Origin of the sequence: Stenotrophomonas sp. LM091 (assembly GCF_001806305.1) — a bacterium.
GTDB lineage: Bacteria > Pseudomonadota > Gammaproteobacteria > Xanthomonadales > Xanthomonadaceae > Stenotrophomonas > Stenotrophomonas bentonitica_A.
This window is the reverse complement of the sequence record NZ_CP017483.1, coordinates 2,495,686-2,517,414: the sequence shown is the minus strand read 5'-3', so window position 1 is coordinate 2,517,414 and position 21,729 is coordinate 2,495,686. Positions and strand designations below refer to the sequence as shown.

16 protein-coding genes are annotated in these 21,729 nt (G+C 66.5%); 11 read left to right on the top strand and 5 right to left on the bottom strand.

Going from position 1 to position 21,729, the window contains the following annotated elements:
• Positions 1-62 precede the first annotated feature (62 nt).
• Positions 63-2,954, bottom strand: a complete 2,892-nt coding sequence (locus tag BIZ42_RS10925) for a TonB-dependent receptor (protein WP_070426451.1) — start codon at positions 2,952-2,954, stop codon at positions 63-65.
• A gap of 281 nt (positions 2,955-3,235) precedes the next feature.
• Here BIZ42_RS10925 and BIZ42_RS10920 point away from each other — a divergent pair, with 281 nt between their 5' ends.
• The 6 genes from BIZ42_RS10920 to BIZ42_RS10895 are packed head-to-tail and all read left to right on the top strand — an operon-like array spanning position 3,236 to position 12,098.
• On the top strand, positions 3,236-5,461 hold the full coding sequence (locus tag BIZ42_RS10920; RefSeq protein WP_237393494.1) for a polysaccharide lyase 6 family protein: 2,226 nt from the start codon (positions 3,236-3,238) through the stop codon (positions 5,459-5,461).
• On the top strand, positions 5,458-7,698 hold the full coding sequence (locus BIZ42_RS10915) for an oligoalginate lyase (protein WP_070426449.1): 2,241 nt from the start codon (positions 5,458-5,460) through the stop codon (positions 7,696-7,698). The genes BIZ42_RS10920 and BIZ42_RS10915 overlap by 4 nt, the downstream gene beginning before the upstream one ends.
• Complete coding sequence (locus BIZ42_RS10910) at positions 7,695-8,987, top strand: MFS transporter (RefSeq protein ID WP_019185568.1); 1,293 nt, start codon at positions 7,695-7,697, stop codon at positions 8,985-8,987. The genes BIZ42_RS10915 and BIZ42_RS10910 overlap by 4 nt, the downstream gene beginning before the upstream one ends.
• Positions 8,988-9,030: 43 nt before the next feature.
• Positions 9,031-9,786, top strand: a complete 756-nt coding sequence (locus tag BIZ42_RS10905; protein ID WP_070426448.1) for a glucose 1-dehydrogenase — start codon at positions 9,031-9,033, stop codon at positions 9,784-9,786.
• A 30-nt stretch (positions 9,787-9,816) separates the two neighbouring features.
• The gene (locus tag BIZ42_RS10900) at positions 9,817-10,998 is read left to right on the top strand and encodes a GDSL-type esterase/lipase family protein (RefSeq protein WP_070426447.1); all 1,182 of its coding nucleotides are present in this window, start codon (positions 9,817-9,819) and stop codon (positions 10,996-10,998) included.
• Positions 10,995-12,098 (top strand): sugar kinase, encoded by a 1,104-nt coding sequence (locus BIZ42_RS10895; protein WP_070426446.1) that lies wholly within the window; start codon positions 10,995-10,997, stop codon positions 12,096-12,098. The genes BIZ42_RS10900 and BIZ42_RS10895 overlap by 4 nt, the downstream gene beginning before the upstream one ends.
• Before the next feature lie 18 nt (positions 12,099-12,116).
• On the opposite strand, the gene BIZ42_RS10890 is transcribed toward BIZ42_RS10895, so the two are convergent.
• Entirely contained in the window at positions 12,117-12,542 is a 426-nt protein-coding gene (locus BIZ42_RS10890; RefSeq protein WP_070426445.1) for an NUDIX domain-containing protein, read from the bottom strand.
• A 132-nt stretch (positions 12,543-12,674) separates the two neighbouring features.
• Entirely contained in the window at positions 12,675-13,247 is a 573-nt protein-coding gene (locus tag BIZ42_RS10885; RefSeq protein WP_019185563.1) for an Ax21 family protein, read from the bottom strand.
• 672 nt (positions 13,248-13,919) lie between these two features.
• Here BIZ42_RS10885 and BIZ42_RS10880 point away from each other — a divergent pair.
• Both BIZ42_RS10880 and BIZ42_RS10875 read left to right on the top strand, forming a co-directional pair.
• A complete protein-coding gene (locus tag BIZ42_RS10880) occupies positions 13,920-14,279 on the top strand; it encodes a DUF1428 domain-containing protein (protein ID WP_070426444.1) in 360 nt (119 codons plus the stop codon).
• Between the two features lie 170 nt (positions 14,280-14,449).
• Positions 14,450-16,867 carry a DPP IV N-terminal domain-containing protein gene (locus BIZ42_RS10875; RefSeq protein ID WP_070426443.1) on the top strand — a complete coding sequence of 806 codons (2,418 nt, stop codon included), beginning with the start codon at positions 14,450-14,452 and terminating at the stop codon, positions 16,865-16,867.
• A gap of 15 nt (positions 16,868-16,882) precedes the next feature.
• Here the strand turns inward: BIZ42_RS10875 and BIZ42_RS19780 are convergent, their stop codons facing one another.
• Positions 16,883-17,584, bottom strand: a complete 702-nt coding sequence (locus tag BIZ42_RS19780) for a hypothetical protein (protein WP_070426442.1) — start codon at positions 17,582-17,584, stop codon at positions 16,883-16,885.
• Between the two features lie 71 nt (positions 17,585-17,655).
• A complete protein-coding gene (locus BIZ42_RS10865) occupies positions 17,656-18,585 on the bottom strand; it encodes a lysozyme inhibitor LprI family protein (protein WP_156785729.1) in 930 nt (309 codons plus the stop codon).
• A gap of 258 nt (positions 18,586-18,843) precedes the next feature.
• Here BIZ42_RS10865 and BIZ42_RS10860 point away from each other — a divergent pair, with 258 nt between their 5' ends.
• Genes BIZ42_RS10860 through BIZ42_RS19775 form a run of 3 tightly spaced genes read left to right on the top strand, consistent with a single transcriptional unit; the run spans position 18,844 to position 21,709 of the window.
• On the top strand, positions 18,844-20,238 hold the full coding sequence (locus BIZ42_RS10860) for a hypothetical protein (protein WP_156785728.1): 1,395 nt from the start codon (positions 18,844-18,846) through the stop codon (positions 20,236-20,238).
• Entirely contained in the window at positions 20,235-21,500 is a 1,266-nt protein-coding gene (locus tag BIZ42_RS10855) for a hypothetical protein (RefSeq protein WP_216636690.1), read from the top strand. The genes BIZ42_RS10860 and BIZ42_RS10855 overlap by 4 nt, the downstream gene beginning before the upstream one ends.
• Positions 21,467-21,709, top strand: a complete 243-nt coding sequence (locus BIZ42_RS19775) for a hypothetical protein (protein ID WP_216636689.1) — start codon at positions 21,467-21,469, stop codon at positions 21,707-21,709. The genes BIZ42_RS10855 and BIZ42_RS19775 overlap by 34 nt, the downstream gene beginning before the upstream one ends.
• Positions 21,710-21,729: the final 20 nt, after the last annotated feature.

Sequence of the window (21,729 nt, the reverse complement as noted above, 5' to 3'; positions counted from 1 at the left end):
GGGACCGACACGCGACCGCGCCTTCAGAGAGCGGCGCGGTCGGAAAAACCGCGCCACTGACCTCAGAAGCGGTAGCGCACCCCCAGATAATACCGCCGCCCGTACGTGGTGTACTCGCGGAAGCTGCCGAGGATGGGCATATCCGATACCCGCGGCTCATCGGTGAGGTTGCTGGCCGACAGCGACAGCGACAGGTGCTTGTTCACCTTGTAGGTGGCACGGAAGTCCAGCGAGCCATTGTCCCGCACATAGCGGTTCTGCGACGGGTCGCCGACGAACTGCTGGTAATAGTCGGAGCGGTACTTGTAGATCGCCTGCAGGTCGAGCTTGCCCAGGCCCCAGTACACCTGCGCCGAGGCGACATGCTTGGACAGGCCGAAGATGTTGGCCGGCTCGACGATGCCCGGGGTCACCACGCCGGTAGCCGGGTCGGTGGATTCGCCCAGGCGCAGGTCTTCGGTCTTGAAGTTGGAATCGGCGTAGTTGTAGCTGGCCTTCACGCCCAGCCCGGAGAAGATCCCCGGCAGGTAGGAGAAGCTGTGCGAGGCGGTGAACTCCACGCCGAACAGATCGCTCTTCTGGTCGCTGGTGGCCAGCTGCTCCACCGGCACGGTCACGCTTTGGCCATCGATATCGAAGGTTTCGTTGACGATCACCGGCATCGAACCGCCGTTGAACTGCTTGTAGTACAGCGCACCGGACAACATGGTGTCTTCGTTGGCATACCACTCCAGCGAGAGATCGCCATTCCACGACATCAAGGGCTTGGCGCGCGGGTTGCCGGTGGCCGTGATGCTGCGCAGCGCATCGCCCACGCTGTTGAACTCGGTATCCACCTCACCCAGGTTGAAAGTGCGGCCAAAGCCTTCAGCGGCCAGGTCCGGGCGCGACATCGCCCGATACGCACCGACGCGCAGCAGCAGGTCCGGGCGCAGTTCGAAGGCGGCGTTGAAGCTGGGCAGCCATTCGGTATTGCTGGATTTGAGCACCTGCGAGGTGAAATCGCCGGTGGGTTCCAGGGTCACGGTACCGTCGGGATTGTTGATCACATCCAGACCGCTGCGCAGGCCGACCGAGCGCACTTCGGTGCGCACACCACGCACGCCGATATTGCCGGTCACCGGCAGGCCGAACCATTCGGCGCTGTAGTCGCCCATCAGGTACAGCGCGCTGGTTTTCTCGGTGACATCGTTGTTGGCCGGGTTGCGCAGGTCCGCGCTCAGGCCGGTATCGTCGACGCCGGTGAACGCCTTGAACAGGCAGCGGCTGTCGAAGCTGGCCCACTGGTCGATGGTGTTGCCGCTGGCATTGGCCAGGAAGTCGTCCTGCGGGAACGCCTGGCGGCAGGCGAGGTTGGCCGCGCGGATCGCCGCGACGTTCGTGGTGGTCACATCCACCGTGTCGGTGTAATCGGTGTAGGTCGCCTCGGAGCGGCGCAGGCCGCCCTTGATGGCGGTAAAGAAGCCGCTTTCCGGGGTGAAGGTGGCATCGAAGCGGCCAGCACGGATGGTGTGCTCGCGGTGCTGCTGGCGACGACGCACCAGGGCCGAGTCGGTGAAGTTGTCCGGATTGTTCACATCGAACGCCGGATCCAGGGTGATGCTCGGCACATCGCCGCTGTAATCGTAGGTGTAATCGACATAGCGGGTGTTCTTGATGCCGCCGACCGGCCGGCCGTTGACGTCGGTGCGGCCGGCGCGCAGGCGGGTGCTGCGTTCGATCTGATCGCGCTCGGTATTGGAATAGGACAGATCGGTGGACAGCGTCCACGCCGGGCTCGGCCGGAAGATCACGTTCAGCCCGCCGCCGGTGTATTCCTCCTGGCGCTCCAGGAAATTGCCGGTGGAATCGACCGTGGTACTGCCGGTGTGGTGCAGCAGCGCGCCATCATCGGTGACCACGCGGTTGTTGAGGTTGCGCATCATCGAAGACAGCGACAGATCCGAGCGGTCTTCGGTGTAATCGCGCTTTGAGTGCTGGTAGTCCAGATTCACTTCCACCAGGTCGCTGGGGCGCCACTGCAGCGCGGCGAACTGCGAATCGCGCTTGTCGTGTTCGATGAACTGGCGATAGATGCGGCTGCTGGGCACCAAGTAGTACGGCACGCCATTGGCGACCTGGTTGCCGTTGACCTGGGTGCAGTTGCGCGTCGCGCCGACCACTTCACGGCCATCGCAGGCCACCCAGGTGGAGCTGCTGGAGAACATCTCTTCCGGGTTGCTGCCTTCCAGCGCCTGTACGCCGATGGAGACACCGAGCTTGCCGGCGTTGCCCATGTCGAACTGATCGATGTAACTGGCGGTACCGCGCCAGCCGACGCCGTCCTTGTCCTTGAGGCGATCGTCGTAATCCTGCCAGGTGCCGCGACCATCGAGCTGGAACGTGCGTTTGCCGTACTCCAGCGGTTTGACCGTCTCCATGTTGATCGTGCCGGCCACACCGCCTTCGACGAAGTCGGCACGCTGGGTCTTGTAGATCGCCACGGTGTTGATCAGCTCGGACGGGAACTGGTTGAAGTTCACCGAGCGGTCGCCGCTGCCGTTGGTGGCCTCGCGGCCATTGAAGGTGGACGAGCCCAGGAACGGGCCCAGGCCGCGGATGGAAATTTCCGACGCACCGCCTTTTTCGCGGTGGGTGGAGGCGCCGGTGATGGTTTCGATCGCTTCACCGATGGACAGCGCCGGCAGGTCGCCGATGTCGTCGGCCGCCAGTACGTCGGAGACCACGGTCTCCTCGCGCTTCTTGTCGATCGAGGTCTGGATGGTGCCGCGGATGCCGGTCACCTGGACCTGATCCAGCGTGGTGGCTTGCCCCGGCGGCGAGGCCGGTGCATCGGCGTCCTGTGCGTGGGCCAGCGGCAGGGCCGCGGTGGCGCACAGGGCATAGAACAGCGCGCTGTGCAGCGCGGTGTGGCGGAGGCCTCGTGGCGAGGCCGTACGGCGGTCATGCAACATCGTGATCTCCCTCCCAGGATGGATCGTCCGATTACACGGATTCGATCCGGAAGATTCACGACTGATGAACCAATGTCAATGAATTGGTACTAAAGTCTACCCCGCACCACTGTCCAGACCACTTTGCACTGAATTAATGTGCGGACGCAGCAGAAAAATGCGCAAACCGCAGACCACATGCACCTAAAGTGGTATGCGATTGTGGTTGACGCTCGCGCCCGGCAACCTGTTAGGATCGTGGTTCGCGTCAGTCGCCACGGTTCATCTGGGAGGGTAACCCCGTGACTTTGCAACACTCGCATGCACCGATGGTGCTGCGTCCCATGGCCAACGCCTTGCTGTTGAGCCTGTCGTTGGCCGTATTCCCGGCCACGGCCGCCGATTACCTGGTGCGCGACGCCGCTGCCTATGCCAACGCCACCCGCGCGCTTGCCCCCGGCGATACGGTGATCCTGGCCGACGGCGTCTGGCGTGACATGGACCTGCTTTTCCGGGGAACCGGGAAAATTGGTCAACCAATTAGATTGACGGCCCAGACCCCCGGCAAGGTGATTCTCAGCGGCCAATCCCAGTTGCGTCTGGCCGGGGAGCATCTGGAGGTGTCCAACCTGGTCTTCCGCGATGGCTGGGCGCCCGGTGGCGAAGTGGTCTCGTTCCGGCGGTCGGCCAATGAGTGGGCCAACCGCAGCCGGGTGACCGGGATCGTGATCGACCGCTACAACAAACCGGACCGCCAGCAGTCCGATCACTGGGTGGCGCTGTATGGCCAGCACAACCGCTTCGACCACAACCAGCTGGTCGGCAAGACCAATGCAGGGACCACCCTGGTGGTGGTGCGCAACGCCACCAGCGGCCTGGACAACCAGCACCGCATCGACCACAACTGGTTCGGCCCGCGCCCCAACCTCGGTTCCAACGGCGGCGAGACGATGCGCATCGGCACCAGCCATGATTCGCAGTCGGACTCGCGCACCGTGGTGGAGAACAACTGGTTCGAGCAGTGCGATGGCGAGGTGGAGATCGTCTCCAACAAGTCCGGCGGCAACATCTACCGGGGCAACGTCTTCCAGGACTCGCGCGGCTCGCTGGTGCTGCGTCACGGCCACGGCAATCGGGTCGAACGCAATGTGTTCCTCGGCCATGGCAAGGCGCATACCGGCGGGGTGCGCGTGATCAACCGCCACCAGACCGTGCGCGACAATTACTTTGAAGGCATTGCCGGCGACAACTTCGCCGCGGCCTTGAGCGTGATGGCCGGTACCCACGACGCGCCGTTGAACCGCTACGAGCAGATCGATCACGCGGTGATCGAACGCAACAGCTTCATCCAGGTCGGCACCGTGCTGCTGGGCGCGGGGCTGGATGAGGAGCGCAACGCGATGCCGGTGAACAGCCGCATCGCCGGCAACCTCTTCATCGGCGATGGCAAACGCGAGCTGCTGCGCACGCAGGGCGATCTGTCCGGCATCACGTTCGCCGGCAACGTGCAGAGCCCGGCCGTATCGCCCGGCTTCCCCGGCGGTGTCAGCGGCCAGTCCCTGACCCTGCAGCGCGCGCCCAACGGCCTGCTTTATCCCACTACGGCGCTCGATGCCGGCGCCCCGCGCGATCTTGCCCCGATCGCCCGCGACCAGGTCGGCGTGGACTGGTACCCCAAGACCCTGACCACCACCGCCCTGGACAGCGGCGCGGTACGCACGGTCGCACCGGGCGAGGACACCCTCACCGCCGCCATGGCTGCCAGCGCCCCGGGCGACCGGCTGCAGTTGCAGCGTGGCCGCTACACCGTGAGCCAGGTGCTCGCGGTGGACCATCCCTTGAGCGTGGCAGGTCCCGCGCGTGGCCAGGCCAGCGTGCAGTTCTCGCGGCCCAGCCTGTTCGAGATCAGTGCGGGCGGTTCGCTGCGACTGGCGCGACTGGACATCGACGGTGCGCTCGCACCGGATGCGGCCGGCAATGCGGTGATCCGCGTGCCGCCGGGCAGCCAGGCGTTCAACTACACGCTCCTGCTGGAAGACAGCCACGTGCACGGGCTGACCGCCAACAAGGCCTTCGATGTGATCGCCACCGGCAAGGGCAGCCTGGCCGCGCGGATCGCGCTCTCGAACGTCACGGTAGAGGACATCACCGGCAGCGTGATCGCCGCGGCCGCCGAGACCGATGATCTGGGCACTTACAACGCCGAGCAGGTGGATCTGCTGAACTCCCGCTTCCGCCGCATCGGTGGGCCGGTCCTGAACCTGTATCGCGGTGGCACCGACGAGAGCACCTTCGGCCCGGCCCTGCAGGTGCACGGCAACCAGTTCGAGCAGGTGGGCGTCGCCGATGACACCAGCCTGCGCCTGCATGGCGTGCAGTTCGCCAGCATCCGCGACAACCGCTTCGACCGCAGCGGCCGCGTCCGTTTCAGCCATCGCGTCGGGGAACCGACCCTGCGCATGGGCGACAACCCGCTGACGGCCACCGCGCCGTTGCTGTCCGATACCCCTGTTGAGGCCCTGCCATGAATCACGCCCCGCCCCTGATGCTGCTGCTTGCCGCCACGCTTGGCGGGGCTGCGTTGCCCGCCGCACAGGCCGCACCCGCCGCCCGGCAGGCGCCCGCGGCGTCCGCCACCGCACCGGTGCTGGTCACCGCTGCGCAGTGGACGCAGATGCGTGCCGAGGGTGCGCGCTCGCCACTGTTCGCCAGGGAACAGCAGCGCGCCGAACAGCGCGTGCGCGCGATGATGAAGGCCGGCATCGACGTGCCGGTGCCCAAGGACAAGGGCGGCGGTTACACGCACGAACAGCACAAGCGCAATTACCAGGCCATCCAGGCCGCCGGCGCGCTGTACCGCCTGACCGGCGACAAGGCCTACGCCACCTTCGCCCGCGACCTGCTGCTGGGCTACGCCAAGCTCTACCCGGGGCTGGGCGCGCACCCGCAGGGCCGCGGCCAGATTCCCGGCCGGCTGTTCTGGCAGACCCTCAACGATTCGGTGTGGCTGGTCAGCGCGGCGCAGGGCTACGACGCGATCCGCGACACGCTCAGTGACGCGGATCGCACGACCATCGACGACAACGTGTTCCGCGCGATGGCCGATTTCCTCTCCGGCACGCCGGAGAACTTCGACAAGATCCACAACCACGCCACCTGGGCCGTGGCGGCCGTGGGCATGACCGGCTACGTGCTGCGCGATGCCAGCTACGTCGACAAGGCGTTGCAGGGCAGCAAACGCGATGGCAGCGCCGGCTTCCTCAAGCAGGTCGACCAGTTGTTCTCGCCGGACGGCTATTACGAAGAAGGCCCGTACTACCAGCGGTATGCGCTGGCGCCATTCATCCTGTTCGCCAACGCCATCGAGCGCAACGAACCGCAACGCGGCATCTTCAAGCGTCGCGACGGCGTGCTGCTCAAGGCGGTCGATGCGCTGGTGCAGAGCAGCTACGGCGGCTACTTCATCCCGATCAACGACGCCATCCTCGACAAAGGGCTGGACACCGAGGAACTGGTGGCCGGCATCGATATCGCCTACGCGCAGACCGGTGATGCCCGCCTGCTGTCGGTGGCCAAAACACAGAAGCGCGTGCTGCTCTCGCCGGAAGGCCTGCAGGTGGCCCAGGCGCTGGCGGAGAACAAGGCCAAACCGTTCGCCTTCGTGCCCACCCTGCTGCGCGATGGCCCGGACGGCACCGAAGGCGCACTGGCGATCCTGCGCATGGGCGGCGAGAGCGGCCAGGCGCTGGTGATGAAGAACACCAAGCAGGGCATGGGCCACGGCCACTTCGACAAGCTCAACTGGTTGTTCTACGACAACGGCCAGCGCGTGGTCACCGATTACGGTGCCGCGCGTTTCCTCAACATCGAGGCCAAGGCCGGTGGCATCTACCTGCCGGAGAACAGCAGCTGGGCCCGCCAGACCATCGCGCACAACACGCTGGTGGTGAACGAGCAGAGCCACTTCGGTGGCGACTGGAAGAAGGGCCAGCCGCTGGCGCCGACGCCGCTGCTGTTCGCGGTCAGCGGCGATACCCAGATCGCCTCCGCGCGGATGGAAGGCGCCTACGACGGGGTCAGCTTCACCCGCACCCAGGCGCTGCTCTCGCACCCATCGCTGGGCGAGCCGGTGGTGCTGGACCTGCTGCGCGTCACCGGCAGCAAGGCCGCGCGCTATGACCTGCCGCTGCATTTCAATGGCCACATCATGGACGTCGGCTTCAAGACCCAGTCCGCCGTCGCCGCGCGTCCGGTGCTGGGCAAGGCCAACGGCTACCAGCATGTGTGGGTCGATGCGGCCAGCGAGCCGACCCGCGATGCGCGCAGCCTGACCTGGCTGCTGGACGGTCGCTTCTACACCTACCGGTTCGCCAGCACCGCACCCTCGCGCGCCCTGATCGGCGAGAGCGGCGCGAATGATCCCTCGTTCAACCTGCGCCGTGAGCCGATGCTGCTGCAGCGCGTGGATGGCCAGGCCGCCACCACGTTCTACGGTGTGCTCGAACCGCACGGCCAGTACGACGGCACCGCCGAGACCGTGCGCGGCGCCAACAGCCGCATCGATCGCCTCACCCACTACCGCGGCAAGGATGCGGATGTGCTGGTGCTCGACCTGGCCGGCGGCAAGCGGCTGGCGCTGGGCATCGCCGACGACCCCACCCAGGGCGGATCGCATGAAGTGAGTGGCGATGGGCACAGCTGGCGCTGGGACGGCGGCTGGAAGCGCTTCGATACCGGCACCGGCGCCGGCAAGGACAGCAAATGAAGGTCACCACGCAGGCCCGCACCTATGTCCGTTGGCTGATCGTGGCGCTGATCGCCGTCGCCACGGTGATCAACTACATCGACCGCAACGCGCTGGCGGTGATGTGGCCGCAGATTTCGCAGGATGTCGGCGCGACCAAGGAAGACTACGCGCTGCTGGTCACGGTGTTCATGCTGTTCTACGCCGCCGGCCAGTTCGTGTTCGGGCGCCTGTTCGACATCATCGGTACGCGCCTGGGCTTTGCGCTCTCGATCGCGGTGTGGTCGATCTCGATCGCGCTGCACTCGGTCACCCACTCCATCCTGTCCTTCAGCATCGTGCGCGCCATGCTCGGCATCAGCGAAGCTGGTGCATGGCCGGGCGCGGTGAAGGCCAATGCCGAGTGGTTCCCGGCGCGGGAACGCGCACTGGCGCAGGGCGTGTTCAACGCCGGCGCCTCGATCGGCGCGATCATCTCCGCGCCGCTGATCGCCGTGCTGTTCCTGTGGCTGGGCTGGCGCGGGACCTTCATCCTGATCGGTGCGATCGGTTTCATCTGGCTGCTGCCGTGGCTGATCATCTACCGCGCCGGCCCGGACAAGCACCCGTGGGTAAGCGCGGCCGAGCGTGCACTGATCCTGGATGCGCCAACCGAGCAGCCGGCCGTGCCGGTGGCCGAGTACGTGCCGAACGTGCGCCAGCTGCTGGGCCACCGCCAGACCTGGGGCATCCTGATCTCGCGGTTCTTCCTGGACCCGATCTGGTGGCTGTTCGTGTCGTGGCTGCCGATCTATCTGGCCGACACCTTTGGTTTCGACATCAAGCAGATCGGCATCTTCGCCTGGGTGCCCTACGTGGGCGCGATGATCGGCAGCCTCGGCGGCGGCTGGCTGTCCGGCCGTCTGATCGGTGCCGGCTGGAGCGTGGATAAAGCCCGCAAGGTGGTGATCACCCTGGGCGGCGCGATCATGGCCCCGGCGCTGATCGGTGCGGTGCTGGCCACCGATCCGGTCTGGGCGGTGATCACCATCGCTTTCGTTCTGCTCGGCTTCCAGATCGCGATCGGCAATATCCAGACCCTGCCCGGCGACATCTTCAGCGGCAAATCGGTCGGCTCGGTGGCTGGCCTGGGCGGCATGGCCGCGGTGGCCGGCACGCTGATCACCACCTGGCTGGTGCCGGCGATGACCCACGACTCCTACGCACCGATTTTCATCCTGGTGGCGGCCCTGGTGCCGGCCTCCCTGCTGGCGCTGTGGCTGGTCACCGGTCGCGTGGAAAAAATCCACGGCCCGGTCGAGCGCCGCTGAGTTCCCTTCTTCTCTTTCCCCCAACGCATCACAGGAGTGTTTCATGACCCAATTCAAGGGCAAGGTGGCGATCGTCACCGGTGGCGGCCGTGACATCGGCCGCGAGATCTCGCTCAAGCTGGCCGCGGCCGGTGCCAAGGTGTGCATCAACTACGCCAACGACGAAGCCAGCGCGCAGGAGACCCTCAAGCAGGTCGAAGCCGCCGGCGGCACCGCGATCGTGCATCGCGCCGATGTCACCGATGCCAAGGCGGTGGCGGCGATGGTCGCCGCGACCCAGGCCGCGTTCGGCCCGCAGATCGACGTGCTGGTGAACGTCGCCGGTGGCATGGTCCAGCGCCGTCCGCTGGCCGAGATCGATGAGGCCTTCTTCCACAAGGTGATGGACCTCAACATGAGCTCGGTCTACCTGACCACGCATGCGGTGGTACCGCACATGCCCGAGGGCGGTGCGATCGTGAACTTCGCGTCGCAGGCCGGCCGCGATGGCGGTGGCCCCGGCGCGGCGATCTACGCCACCGCCAAGTCCGCGGTGATGACCTTCACCCGCGCCATGGCCAAGGAACTGGGCCCGCGCGGCATCCGCGTCAACGCGCTGTGCTGCGGCATGATCGCCACCCGCTTCCATGATGAATTCACCAAGCCGGAAGTACGCACTGCCGTGGCCGGCAATACGCCGCTGCGCCGCCAGGGCCGTCCGCAGGAAGCCGCCGATACCGCGGTGTACCTGGCCTCCGACGCCGCCGGTTTCATCACCGGTGCCAACGTCGACGTCAACGGCGGCACCTACTTCTCCTGATTGACCCGCTGACCGCCTGGGAGGGCCGCCATGCTGCGCTGGATCACTGCATTCTCTCTTGCACTCGCCACCAGCGCCGCGGCGCTGCCCGCCCAGGCCCAGGTCTGGGTGCCAGCCTGGACCGCCTCGCCGGCCCCGGACCGTCTCGATGGCACCCCCGAGGCCCCGGTGCAGTTCGCCAACCAGACCGTGCGCCAGGACATGCGCCTGGCCAGTTCGGCCAGGGCGCTGCGCTTCCGCATCAGCAATGAACTCGGCCAGGCGCCGCTGCGTATCGGCAGTGCCTCGGCCCACCTCACCGGCACCGCCACCGCGGCCAGGCCGGTCACTTTCAATGGACGTGGCGAGGTGGTGGTGCCGGTCGGCGCCGCCCTGCTCAGCGACCCGGTCGCGATCACCGCACCGGCCCTGGCCGACGTCTCGCTCACCGTGTACTTCCCGGATGCCACCCGCCCGGCCGTCCGGCGTACCGCGCTGCGCATTGCCGAGGGCCGCGCTGCCACGGTCGGCGATGCGGTCAAACTCGCCTACCGGCAGAACGTGGTCTCGGCCGTGCTGGCCGAACGCACCCGCAAGCCGATCGTCGTGGTGGCCCTGGGCGACTCCATCACCGAAGGGGCCACCGCCACCCGCGGCAGCAACGGCGACTGGCCCGCACTGCTGTCCGCCCGCCTGCAGCAGGCCTGCCCGGACCAGGTGGTGGTGGTCAACGCCGGCATCAGCGGCAACAAGGTGATGGACCATGGCCGCAGCCACAGCGCGCTGGCGCGGCTGGACCGCGACGTGATCGCGCTGCCGAACGTGGACCGCGTGATCCTGTTCGAAGGCATCAACGACATCCGCCACGACGGCGGCACCCCACCCGTGCCCGGCCGCAACGCCGAGGACATGGTGCTGGGCTACCGGCAGATCGCCGAACGCCTGCACAGCAACGGCATCCGCCCGATCGCCGCCACGATCACGCCGTTCGGTGGTTCGGACCGCTACGAGCCGATCGCGGCCGCCACCCGCACCACCCTCAACGCCTGGATGCGCGGTGGCCGCAGCGGCTTCGATGGCCTGATCGACTTCGACCGGATCCTGCGCGATCCGGCCAACCCGGAGAACCTGCCCGAGGACATCACCCGCGATCACCTGCATCCCAACGATGAAGGCTACCGGCGCATGGCCGACGGCATCGATCTGGCCCTGCTCGGGTGCCCGGTGCGATGACGGCCCAGAGCTTCGTCGTTGCGCCTGACAACGGCCAGCGCTGGGACGCACTGGCGCTGGGCGAGGTGATGCTGCGCTTCGATCCCGGCGAGGGAAGGATCCGCAGCGCGCGCCAGTTCACCGTGTGGGAAGGCGGCGGCGAATACAACGTCGCACGCGGCCTGTGCAGCACGTTCGAACACCGCACCGGGGTGCTCACCGCCCTGCCGCGCAACGAGCTCGGCCTGCTCGCCCAGCAGCTGATCCAGGCCGGTGGCGTGGATGCCAGCCAGATCCTCTGGCGCGACTACGATGGCATCGGCCGCAACACCCGCATGGGCCTGAACTTCACCGAGCGTGGTTTCGGGGCGCGTGCGCCGCTGGGCATTTCCGACCGCGCGTACTCGGCGGCCTCGCAACTGCAGCCGGAGGCCTTCGACTGGGACGCGCTGTTCGGCCAGCACGGCGTGCGCTGGCTGCATACCGGTGGGATCTTCGCCGCCCTGTCCGAGCACAGCGCGGCGACGGCGATTGCGGCGGTGCGTGCTGCGCGCCGGCACGACGTGGCGGTGTCCTACGATCTCAACTACCGCGCCAGCCTCTGGAACAGCCATCCGGACCCGGAGGCCGCGCGGCACACCAACTGCGCCATCGCCGCCGAATGCGATCTGCTGATCGGCGATGAGTATTCGTTCGCCGCATGCCTGGGCATGGACCTGAGCGATCTCGGTCGCCGCCACACGCCGATGGATGTCGGTCCGGCCGAGGCAGCCGCCGAGCGCGCGATGACGCAGTTCCCGGCGCTGCAGGCGGTGGCGTTCACGCTGCGCGACGCCGCCAACGCCGCCCGCCACGGCTGGGCCGGCGCGCTGCGCACCCGGTCGCAACTGTATGTCTCCGCCGCACGCGAAGTAGACCTGCTCGACCGTGTCGGCGGTGGCGACGCCTTCGTGGCCGGCGTGGTGCATGCCCTGCTCGGCGGCAAGGGCGAGCAGGCAGCGGTGGACCTGGGCGCCGCGCATGGCGCGCTGGCGATGTCCACGCCGGGCGATTGCGCTGTCACCAGCCTGGCTGAAGTGGAGGCCGTGGCGCGCGGCGATGGGGCGGCGGCGCGGCGCTGAGCGCCGCCACGGTGCAGCTCAAGTCGCGATCGAGAGGTGTTCCAGGGCCTTCCGCGCAGAAAGCGTGAGCGGCGCCGGCAGCGCATCCGTCATGAACCAGCCCAGCCCGAGCAACGCCTCGGGCTCTTTCACCGATGCGATGGTGGCGTCGAGCGCACGCACCAGATACACCGGGGCGACCCAATGCTGCCCCAGTGCCGGCTCGAAGTGGTCGACCACGCACAGCAAACGCGTCACTGCGACACGCAGCCCGGTTTCCTCCTGCACCTCGCGCACCACGGCATCTTCGACCTTCTCCATCCAGTCCACCTTGCCGCCCGGCAGGCCCCAATGCCCCTGCTCAGGCTGACGCCCGCGCTGGACCAGCAGGATCGCGCCATCGGCGCGCTGGATGACGGCACCGCAGCCGAGGCGGGGGTGCTGCAGATCAGAGGACGGGGGCATCGGGCATCTCCATGGCGGTGCTTCATTATCCCTCGGGGCCCGTGCCTGGATCGCGCCCACGAAAAAGGCCCGGCAATGCCGGGCCTTTCCTGCCACGCCGGTCAGGCGCGTGGCGATGCGGTCACGCTGGGATTACCAGCTGAAGCGCGGGCCGACCGACCATTCCTTGTCGCCATGGCGATCCATCTTGATGTCGCCGTTGATGCCCCAGTTCTGGTTCAACTTCACCTGGCCACCCAGGCGGCCGTAGAACTGGCCATCCGGATTGACGCCGTGCTTCTTGCTGTAATCCTCGTAGCCGGCCATGGCATAGACTTCGGCATGCTGGCCAAAGGCGGTACGGATACCGGCTTCAGCGCTGTAGCCGTTGAAGTCCTGGCCTTCCTTCGGGTCGAACTTGTTGTAGGCGACGCGGCCCACGAAGTCGGTGCTGTTACCGATTTCCTGGTTGTAGCCAACGCCCACGCGCCACTGGTCGATCTTGAAGTCGCCGATGTCGGTCTTCTGCTGGTTGTACTCACCGAAGGCGTGGAAGTTCGGGTGGAAGGCGTAGGAACCCTTCACGCCCCAACCATCGGCCTTGCCGCCATCTGCGTCGGTCTTGACGTAGTCGGCTTCAGCGTAGTTGTAGGACAGGCCTTCAGCCGCCGAAGCGGTGAACGGGAGGGCGGCGGCCAGGGCCAGAGCAATCAACGAAGTCTTCATGGGGGTACACCTTTATGTCTTGGACTACTTGCACCCGGCATGGAGGCCGGACTGCATCGGGAATGTAAATTCTCCGTTATTCGACACAACCCGCCCTGAAGTTGACCGCGTCCACAAAAGTGAATTTTGGGGCGGCGTTCAGACGCGCTCTGGCATACGCGCGTGACTTTTTCCAGGCGAGGACGGCGTGAGCGCCCGTTGCCGCGGGGATCACGCGGGGGCGTCATGCAAAGGGGAAGGCGCGGCGCGCAGGTGGACGGGGCGGGAAAGGATTCTGGTCACGACGGTGCCCTTTCGGGGCGTCACGCGCTGGGGAAGCCGCTCTTGGGGAGTTATCGGCTAACGCGTCCATCCTCCTGGATGCACCGAGGTCCGTGCCGTGGGGCGTTGGACCGCAGGGCGCCGTGGGGCGTCCTGCCCGGCAAGGCCATCATGAGCTGAATGCGTCAGCTGGACTATCAGGATGTTCCCCTCAATGACTCAGACTTTTCTGACATTTGTCCCAAAGGCAGCCCTAAAGGACGTATCGGATGCTGAATTTGTTCACTCCATGACCCGTCTGGACAACCTCACTGGCCGCAAAGGCCACCGGGCGCAGTGTCGAGATTCCGTCCCCCGGTTCGTCGTATGTCTTGAAGACGCCCATCCCGGCGCGTCATCTGGAGCTCTGCCATGGCCTACATCGATGGTTTTGTACTTGCCGTGCCGACCGCGAACAAAGCGAAATTCCTGGAACACGCGCACATGGGCGATGCGATCTGCATCGAGCATGGCGCGCTGCGCGTGGTGGAGTGCTGGGGCGACGATGTCCCGCATGGCAAGCAGACCGACTTCCATCGCGCGGTGGCGGCCAAGGACGATGAAACCGTGCTGTTCTCGTGGATCGAATGGCCGGACAAAGCCACCCGCGATGCCGGCATGCAGAAGATGATGGAGGACCCGCGGATGAACCCGGAGAACAATCCGATGCCGTTCGACGGCAAGCGGATGATCTACGGTGGCTTCGTGCCGGTGGTGGAACTGACACAGTAAGCGGGGGGCCCCGAGGGGCGCACACGCTGCCGCAGCGCCGCTTGAGTGCGCGCTGGAGCACCGGCATGCTCGGTGCTCCAGGCTGGCAGGAGCGCGCGCCATGATGACGATGCCGCCTGCCGGGCGACCGTCATCAGGGAGCGATACGCATGGCCGCACCACGTTCGGGGATGTTTCACTGTCTGCTCTTTCTCGGCGTGGCGGTCACCGCGATCACCAGCCCACCGGCCGGGGCCGAGGCGCCGGGCCTGGTGCAGTACCAGCGCGCCGAGCGCGTGCTCGACCAGCAGCTGCGCGGCAAGGTCCGCAATGCCAGCGTCGCGCCGCGCTGGCTGCAGGACGGCCGCTTCTGGTATGCCCGCCAGGAGGACGATGGCCGCACCGGCTACGTGTTGGTCGATCCGGTGGGCTCCACGCGCGCGGCGCTGTTTGACGACGACGTGATGCGTACGGCGCTGCAGGCTGCCGGGGTCGCTGATCCGGGCAACGTCATGCAGCAGGTGGACCGCGTCGCCAGCGGCGACGATGGACTACGGATTACCTTGCGCGTGGACGCACAGCGGGTGGCGGCATGCACGCTGCCGATGCCGTGCAAGGTGCAGTCATCGCCTGCCGCCGATCCGCGCGACCTGCCTGCGCCTGACGGTCGGCACAGCGTGCGGGTCGAGCAGGACAATCTGTGGCTGCGGCGCGGCGCCGACGGCGAACGACGGGCGCTCACTCTTGATGGTGAGCCTTCGTACGGTTATGGGGTACTGCCCGATTTTGCATTGCGCGGCATTCCGCGCCGGGAAGGCCGGATGCAGATACCACCGTTCGCGGTGACCTGGTCTCCGGACAGCCAGCGCCTGTTCGGCGTGCGCTACGACGAACGCCGCGTCCTGCCCTATCCCTACCTGGCCACCGCGCCGGCCACCGGCTTCCGCCCGGTCGTGCACGAAGTACGGCTGGGCCTGCTGGGCGACGTCGAGCAGGTCCGCGATGCGTGGTTCGTCAGCGAGGTGGATGGCGCCACACGCAGCATCCCCGTTCCCGAGGGCTGGCATGCATTGACCGAAGCCGGCGTGCTGGGCTGGTCGGCCGATGCCGGCAAGGTCTATACGGCGATCGCGCGCTATGACCACCCAGCACGGCTGCGTCTGGTCGAGGTGGATGTCAGTACCGGCAGCGTGCGTACCGTGCAGGAGGAGCGCAGCGATACCCGCGTGCAGCTCAACAGCTATCCCTACAACCGGCCGGCGGTGCACGTCCTGCAGCACGACGACGGCATCGTCTGGTTCTCGCAGCGCGATGGGTGGGGCCATCTGTACCTGGTCGATCGACGCGATGGACGTGTGGTCCGCCAGCTCACCAAGGGCGCATGGCTGGTGCGCGATGTGGTCGGCGTCGATGAGGTGCGTCGCCAGGTGCTGTTCACTGCGGGCGGGCGCGAGCCGGGTGATCCGTATCAACGACGCCTGTACCGCGTGTCGCTGGATGGTGGCGCGCCGGTCCTCCTCACACCTGAAGCGGCCGATCATGCGATCGAAGGCGGAACCGGTGTGCTCATGGGCGGGCGTCCCTCCCACCTGTTGTCGCCCTCGGCGGCGTACGTTGTCGATGGCTACTCGCGGGTGGACCAGCCGCCAGTCAGCGTGCTGCGCTCAACGGCCGATGGCCGGGTCGTGCTGGAACTGGAGCGCGGCGACGACCGCGCCGTGCGCGCCGCCGGCTGGACGCCACCACAGCGGGTGAGTGTCCTGGCCGCCGATGGACGCACCGAACTGCAGGCCACGGTCTATCTGCCGCCTGGCTACCGCGAGGATGGACGGCATCCGGTCATCGATGCCATGTACGGCGGACCGCACATCACCAATACCCCGGTGGGCTTCGTCGACGCCACCGCGACGATGAACCCCGTCGCGCGCTCCAGCCTGGCCCAGCTCGGCTTCGTGGTGGTGAGCATCGATGCGCGCGGCACACCCGGACGTTCAAAGGCTTTCCACGATGCCAGCTTCCTGAGCGCGGCCGATCTGCAGCTGGACGATCACGTCGCGGCGATCGGCGCGCTTGCCGTACGTTATCCGGGCATGGACCTGACGCGGGTCGGCATCTATGGGCATTCCTTCGGCGGCTACAGTGCGGCGCGTGCGCTGCTGCGTCATCCGACCTTCTACAAAGTCGGCGTGGCTTCGGCCGGCAGCCACAGCTTCCAGGGCATGTACGGCGGCGCGATCCACGGCATGGACCGCCTGGTCGGCGGCCAGCCGGTCTATGCAGACGGCACCGCCGTGCGCCCAGCAGCGGATGCAGTGCCAGCGCTGTTCCAGCCGCTGGCCAACGATGCACTGGCCGATCGCCTGCAGGGTCGGCTGATGCTGGTCTACGGCGACCTGGATGAGAACGCGATGCCGGCGTTGACCCTGCAGTTGGCGCGCGCCCTCACGCTGGCCAACAAGGACTACGACCTGCTCTACCTGCCCAACCAGGACCACGAACTGTTCCGCAACGACGATTACTACATGCGCCGGATGTGGGATTACTTCGTCACGCATCTGATGGGCGCGACGCCGCCGCCCTACCGGATCGGGGCGGCCACCTCGCCGTGAGGTGACGCGCCTCGCTCAGCGATGGGTATCGGCGGCATCCTCCGTTCCGCCCCCCATGCCAGCACCGCCCATCCCCCCCATGCCACCCCCGCCTCCACCGCCCATCCCTCCGCCTCCGCCGCCTTTGCCGCCGCCCTTGTCACCCGCATCGCCCTTGCCCTTCGCACCGGCCGAAGGCCGTGCGGGACCCTGGCGCGGGATGGTGACCGAGGCCGGGATCGGATCCAGATCCAGCGCCTGACGAATGAAGTCGCGCAGCGACACCACCAGCTCGGCCGTGGGAACGAGGCGACCTTGGGCCATCTCGTTGGCGGCGTGGGCGGCCAGGCGCACCTGCTCGTCGGTGCCCAGCAGGACGATGTCCGACAGGGCCGCTTCCACCGCATCACGGATCCGGCGCGCACGCTCGCCGCCGTTCTCGGCCTCCGCCGGCAGGTGCAGCGCATCGCCGGCTTCGCTGCCGTCGGGCAGCGCGCGGAAATCCCGGCGATGGCGAGGATCGACATCGAGCGTGCCGGTGAACGAACCGCCCAGGACCTTGTAAGCCGCGATCAACGTGCGCAGTCGCTCGTTGATCTGCCGGTTCTCACGCTCGCGGCGCTGCTGCATGGTCTGCATGACCAGCAGCCGTATGCCGACACCGATCAGGGTGATGATCGCCAGCCCAGCCAGGGTGGAGAGCATGGCCTGCCAGGAGGTGAAGTCGAGACCGCGCATGGAATGTCTCCAGAAGCCGGCGTCCAGACTAGCAGGACGATACGCCCGCAATCGTCAAGGCTGCGCCGTGCTCAACCCGTGCAGTACTGCTCCAGTTGTGCGATCCGGGCCTGATAGGCGTCTTCCAGACAGGAGGCGTCGCTGCACTGGTTGCGCTGATGTTGCAGCCACTGCCGCTGATCGGCGCGCAATGCAGCGCGGTCCGTCCCACATGCAGGTGCATCGGCGTAGGCCCGAGCCATGCGAACGTCCATGGCTGCCAGGCTGGCGTCACTGCATAGCAGGTGTTCGGCAGGATGGCTCGCCCGGGCGCAGTCGAAACTCGGTCGGGCCGTCGCTTGCTCAGCCTCGCGCGCCATGCGCGCCATCATGCCGGCATAGCCGGTTTCATCTGCAGGCGCTGCCTGCACTGCGATTCGCTCAATGGCTTCTGGCCCAGCTGGCGCATCACGGGGATCGGCGGATTCCGAGTCCAGGTCAAACCCCTCTGTGGTCGCCGCCGCATCGGTGTGGAGGGTGACGTCGCTCACCTCTGGCGCGGCTGCTTCCACGGGAAGGCTATCGGTCGCAGCCACTTTGCGCCGTCGCTTTTCGTTCTCGGCAGCCACGGCCGCAAGTTCCGAAAGCTCGTTGGGCGTCACCAGGAACTGACCCGCCGCCAGACCGTAGGTCACTTCGATGTTGTTCATCAGGATACGCCGCCACCACCCGGGACGATCCTGTTCGTTGCGATCGATCACCCGCTGAAGTGCCTGCCTGGCAGCAGCATAGGCCTGGGGGTCCGGATCGGGAATCTTTGCGAACTCGTCTTCCAGCCGATCAAGCATCAACTGTGTTGCAGCGACGTTGTACTTGACGCGCATGGCAACGCACTTTGTCGTCGCGCCTGCACCGAAACACTCGGAGCGGAACTCCATCGCCATCAGGTCGAGGCGGATCGCCCGACCCTGCTGGCAGCCGGCAAGCACGACCAACAGTACACCCCACAGAATTTTCTTCACTGCGTATCCCCTGATGCGTCCAATGCGTGATGCCCTGCGACAGCTGCCTTTCTGCAGGCATATTCCTTCATGCGCGGGCGATAATGCGACTTGGAGCCAAATGCGTCACGTCAGGAGTTTCCCTACAGGCACCATTCGCATGCGTTTGTTCCATGCCGTTGACTTTAGGATATCCTTGCCCGCGAAAGGATACAGGGGGACGGCGTGGCCGCCGGAGCAGAGCGAGGTGTCCGTTGGCACCTGGATAATGAGTCGTGGGTGCAGGATGGAACCGGATTTTCTCTGGTCGCCATCGACGCTGCCGTGCCTCCAACATCACTGAGCGATCTGGACTATCTGTCTGGCGCGTATCGCGTGCCCGAGGGGGGTTATCTCCCGGGCAGCTTCCGGTTTTCTCCCTTTACCGGCCAGCCGCTTGAGCGGCGCCCGGTTGAGCAGTGGCGAACCCCGTTTGGCGGGGATGATGGGGGGCGCAGCTGCAGCGCCGCCGCGGCGGAACCGATCCCCTCGACGCTTCAGGCGCTGTTCGATCAATGGCAGCGAAGTGGCCAGTCCATGCAGGACGCCGCCGAGGTGATCAAGTCACCGCAGCCGAGTGGCCTGTTCTTTTTCAGCAGCCGCGCCGGTGGCCATCGCAATGGATTGTTCGCGGCGAGCCGCTCTGGCCAGCTGTCGCTTTGGCAGCACGGTCACCGCCATTGGGTGCCGCTGACACCGCGCGGGGCCTCACTCGGCCGCAGCCATCTTGAAACATGGGCGAATGCCACACTGACGTTGCCGCACGACGATGGCCATGAGGTGATCATGGCGACTGATGCAGGTGCCGATTGCGTCAGCGTCGACGCAATGACATTGAGCTATCAGATTGATCGCGCGGTGGGTCGGTCCCTGGGTGCACCCGGCCTGCTGGACGATGCCGCCTTCGTGCCACAGGAACATGAGGGCCAATGGTGCCTTGCGATCCGCCGCACCGGTGAGGCATGGCAGCAGGTGCTGCTGACGCTTGACGCGCCCCTGCAACTGCTTGCTGCGCCGATCAGCGATCCAGCGCACCGCAGCCTGTTCTGGATCGGCACGCAGGGCGTGCTGAGCGTGCGCCTGGACGGCCAGGGGGACGTTTCCGCCCGGTGGCAGAGCTGGCCCGAGGGCTATCAGGCCAACCCGGTTCTGGGTCCACCGTATCGCGACGGCGAAGGCTTCTGGCAGCTGCTGTATGACACCCGGGACAAAAAGTGGCTGCTCACCCGGCTGGACACCGTGCTGCCCGAGCAGCGCCCCGCGCCACGCGGATCCACCAGCACCGGCCGAACCAGCTTTCAGTTCAACGTCCGTCTGGAGCGCCCGTGGGACGAGTTCGACCATGACCTGTATTCGGTGACCCATGTGGTCTATCCGTTCCTGGAAGTCGTCGAACCGCAGTTGATGCTGTCGCTCCACGCGCCGCTGCCGCAGCAGCGCAGCCTGCTGTCATTCTTCGAGAGTCAGGCGACCGTGCATGCCACGTTCTGCCTGGAGCGGATCGGCGGTCATGCCTACACCTATGCCATGGACACACCCTCGCCCTGGAACGCGCAGTGGTTCGTCCACGATGAGGCACTGTGGCTCTGGGTAGACGCGCGCGGCACCCTGCTGCGTTGGAGCCTGCCGCAATGACCAGCGTCGTCCTGAATCGCCTGCTGGGCGTCGCGGTGCTGCTGGCGAGCAGCATGGGCATGAGCGTCGGAGCCGCCGAGCTGCGGCAGGCAGTACTGGTGCAGAACTCTGGCTGGATGGAGCCGTTCTACGTCGATGCCGAGTCGCCTTTCAAGCCGCTTGTCGCGCAGCTGGCGCAGGCTGCGGCTGGCCACGGAGAGGTCGTGGTGGGCGCGTTCAACCAGTCCGATGCCACCCACCCCTCGCCGGAGTGGGTGTATCGCGGACCGGGCAACCACCCGGGGCTCGCCCAGGCGATGACGCGCCTGCAGATGGCGCATAAAGGTAGTGGCGCACTGGCCGACACCGACTTCAAGGAAGCGCTGCTCGGTGCGATCGAGGTGGGCCTGGAAGGCCGCCCGGGCATCATCTGGATCGTCACCAACAACAAGAACAGCCCCAACAACAGTACCGAGGTCGTGGCTCGCAATCGCGAGTTCTACGAGCTGCTGCATGGTGAGGATGTCATCAGCCGGATCGCTGCGTTTCCGCTGAAGATGCCGGTACAGGGCAAGCATTACCGCGCCAACGGTTTGATGCTGTACGCGTTGGCCTACGGCGAACCGGCCTCGGCCGCGCTGGACGCGATACTCGCGCAACCGGCCCTGACCGCACTGCTTCCCGAGGGACATGTGCGCCTGAAGCCACTGACCGAAGCGGCCGTGCGCTTCAGCCCGACGGGCGTGAAGGATTCGCCGGGCATCGCCGCTGGCCTCGCCCCGGACGGCCACACCCTCGTGCTGTCGTTCGACGCCAGCACGCAGGTGCGCACTGCACAGGTGCAGGGCCGGTTCGAGAATCTGTTCAATCCCTACCGTATCGTCAGCGCTGACACGTCATTGGTGACGCCGCCGGCCATCGGCCTGCAGGGCGAGATGTCCACGCACTCGCTGCAGGCGCTTGATCCGGGCAAACAGAGTGACCCGCTGACCCTGCGCCTGTCGCTGCCCCCCTGCCGTCGCAGTGGTCGCGTGAGGTGTTGCTGCGCAGCGGCTATGAACGGCGCGGGGCGATCGATATCCACCTGGATAACCAGCAGCTGGAAGTATCGCCGCAGTTCCGCGCGCACATGGCCGACCTCTTCCCGGGGGATGCGCTGCCGGAGGTCTTCCTTCCTCCGGTCACGGCCAATGCCTCGGTCACACGGGTCCCGCTGCTGCTTCGGGTGCAGTACCCGGTGTGGCCTGCCGTGGTGGTCTATGGCGGCGGCCTGCTCGCCCTGATCGGGGCGTTGCTGTTTCTCGTGCTGGTGACCGGCGCGCGCAAAGCAACGGTCTGGATCGACGATCAACCCCAGCACCTGCGGCTCAAACCGTTCACCACTACCGAGGTGCGCGATGCCAACGGCACGCATGTTGCCACGGTCCGTCGCGGCGCGTTCAAGCCTCGCGTGAGCTGGGCCCAACCTGATACATCCATCCGCATCAACTAAACGATTCACCGCCAAGGACA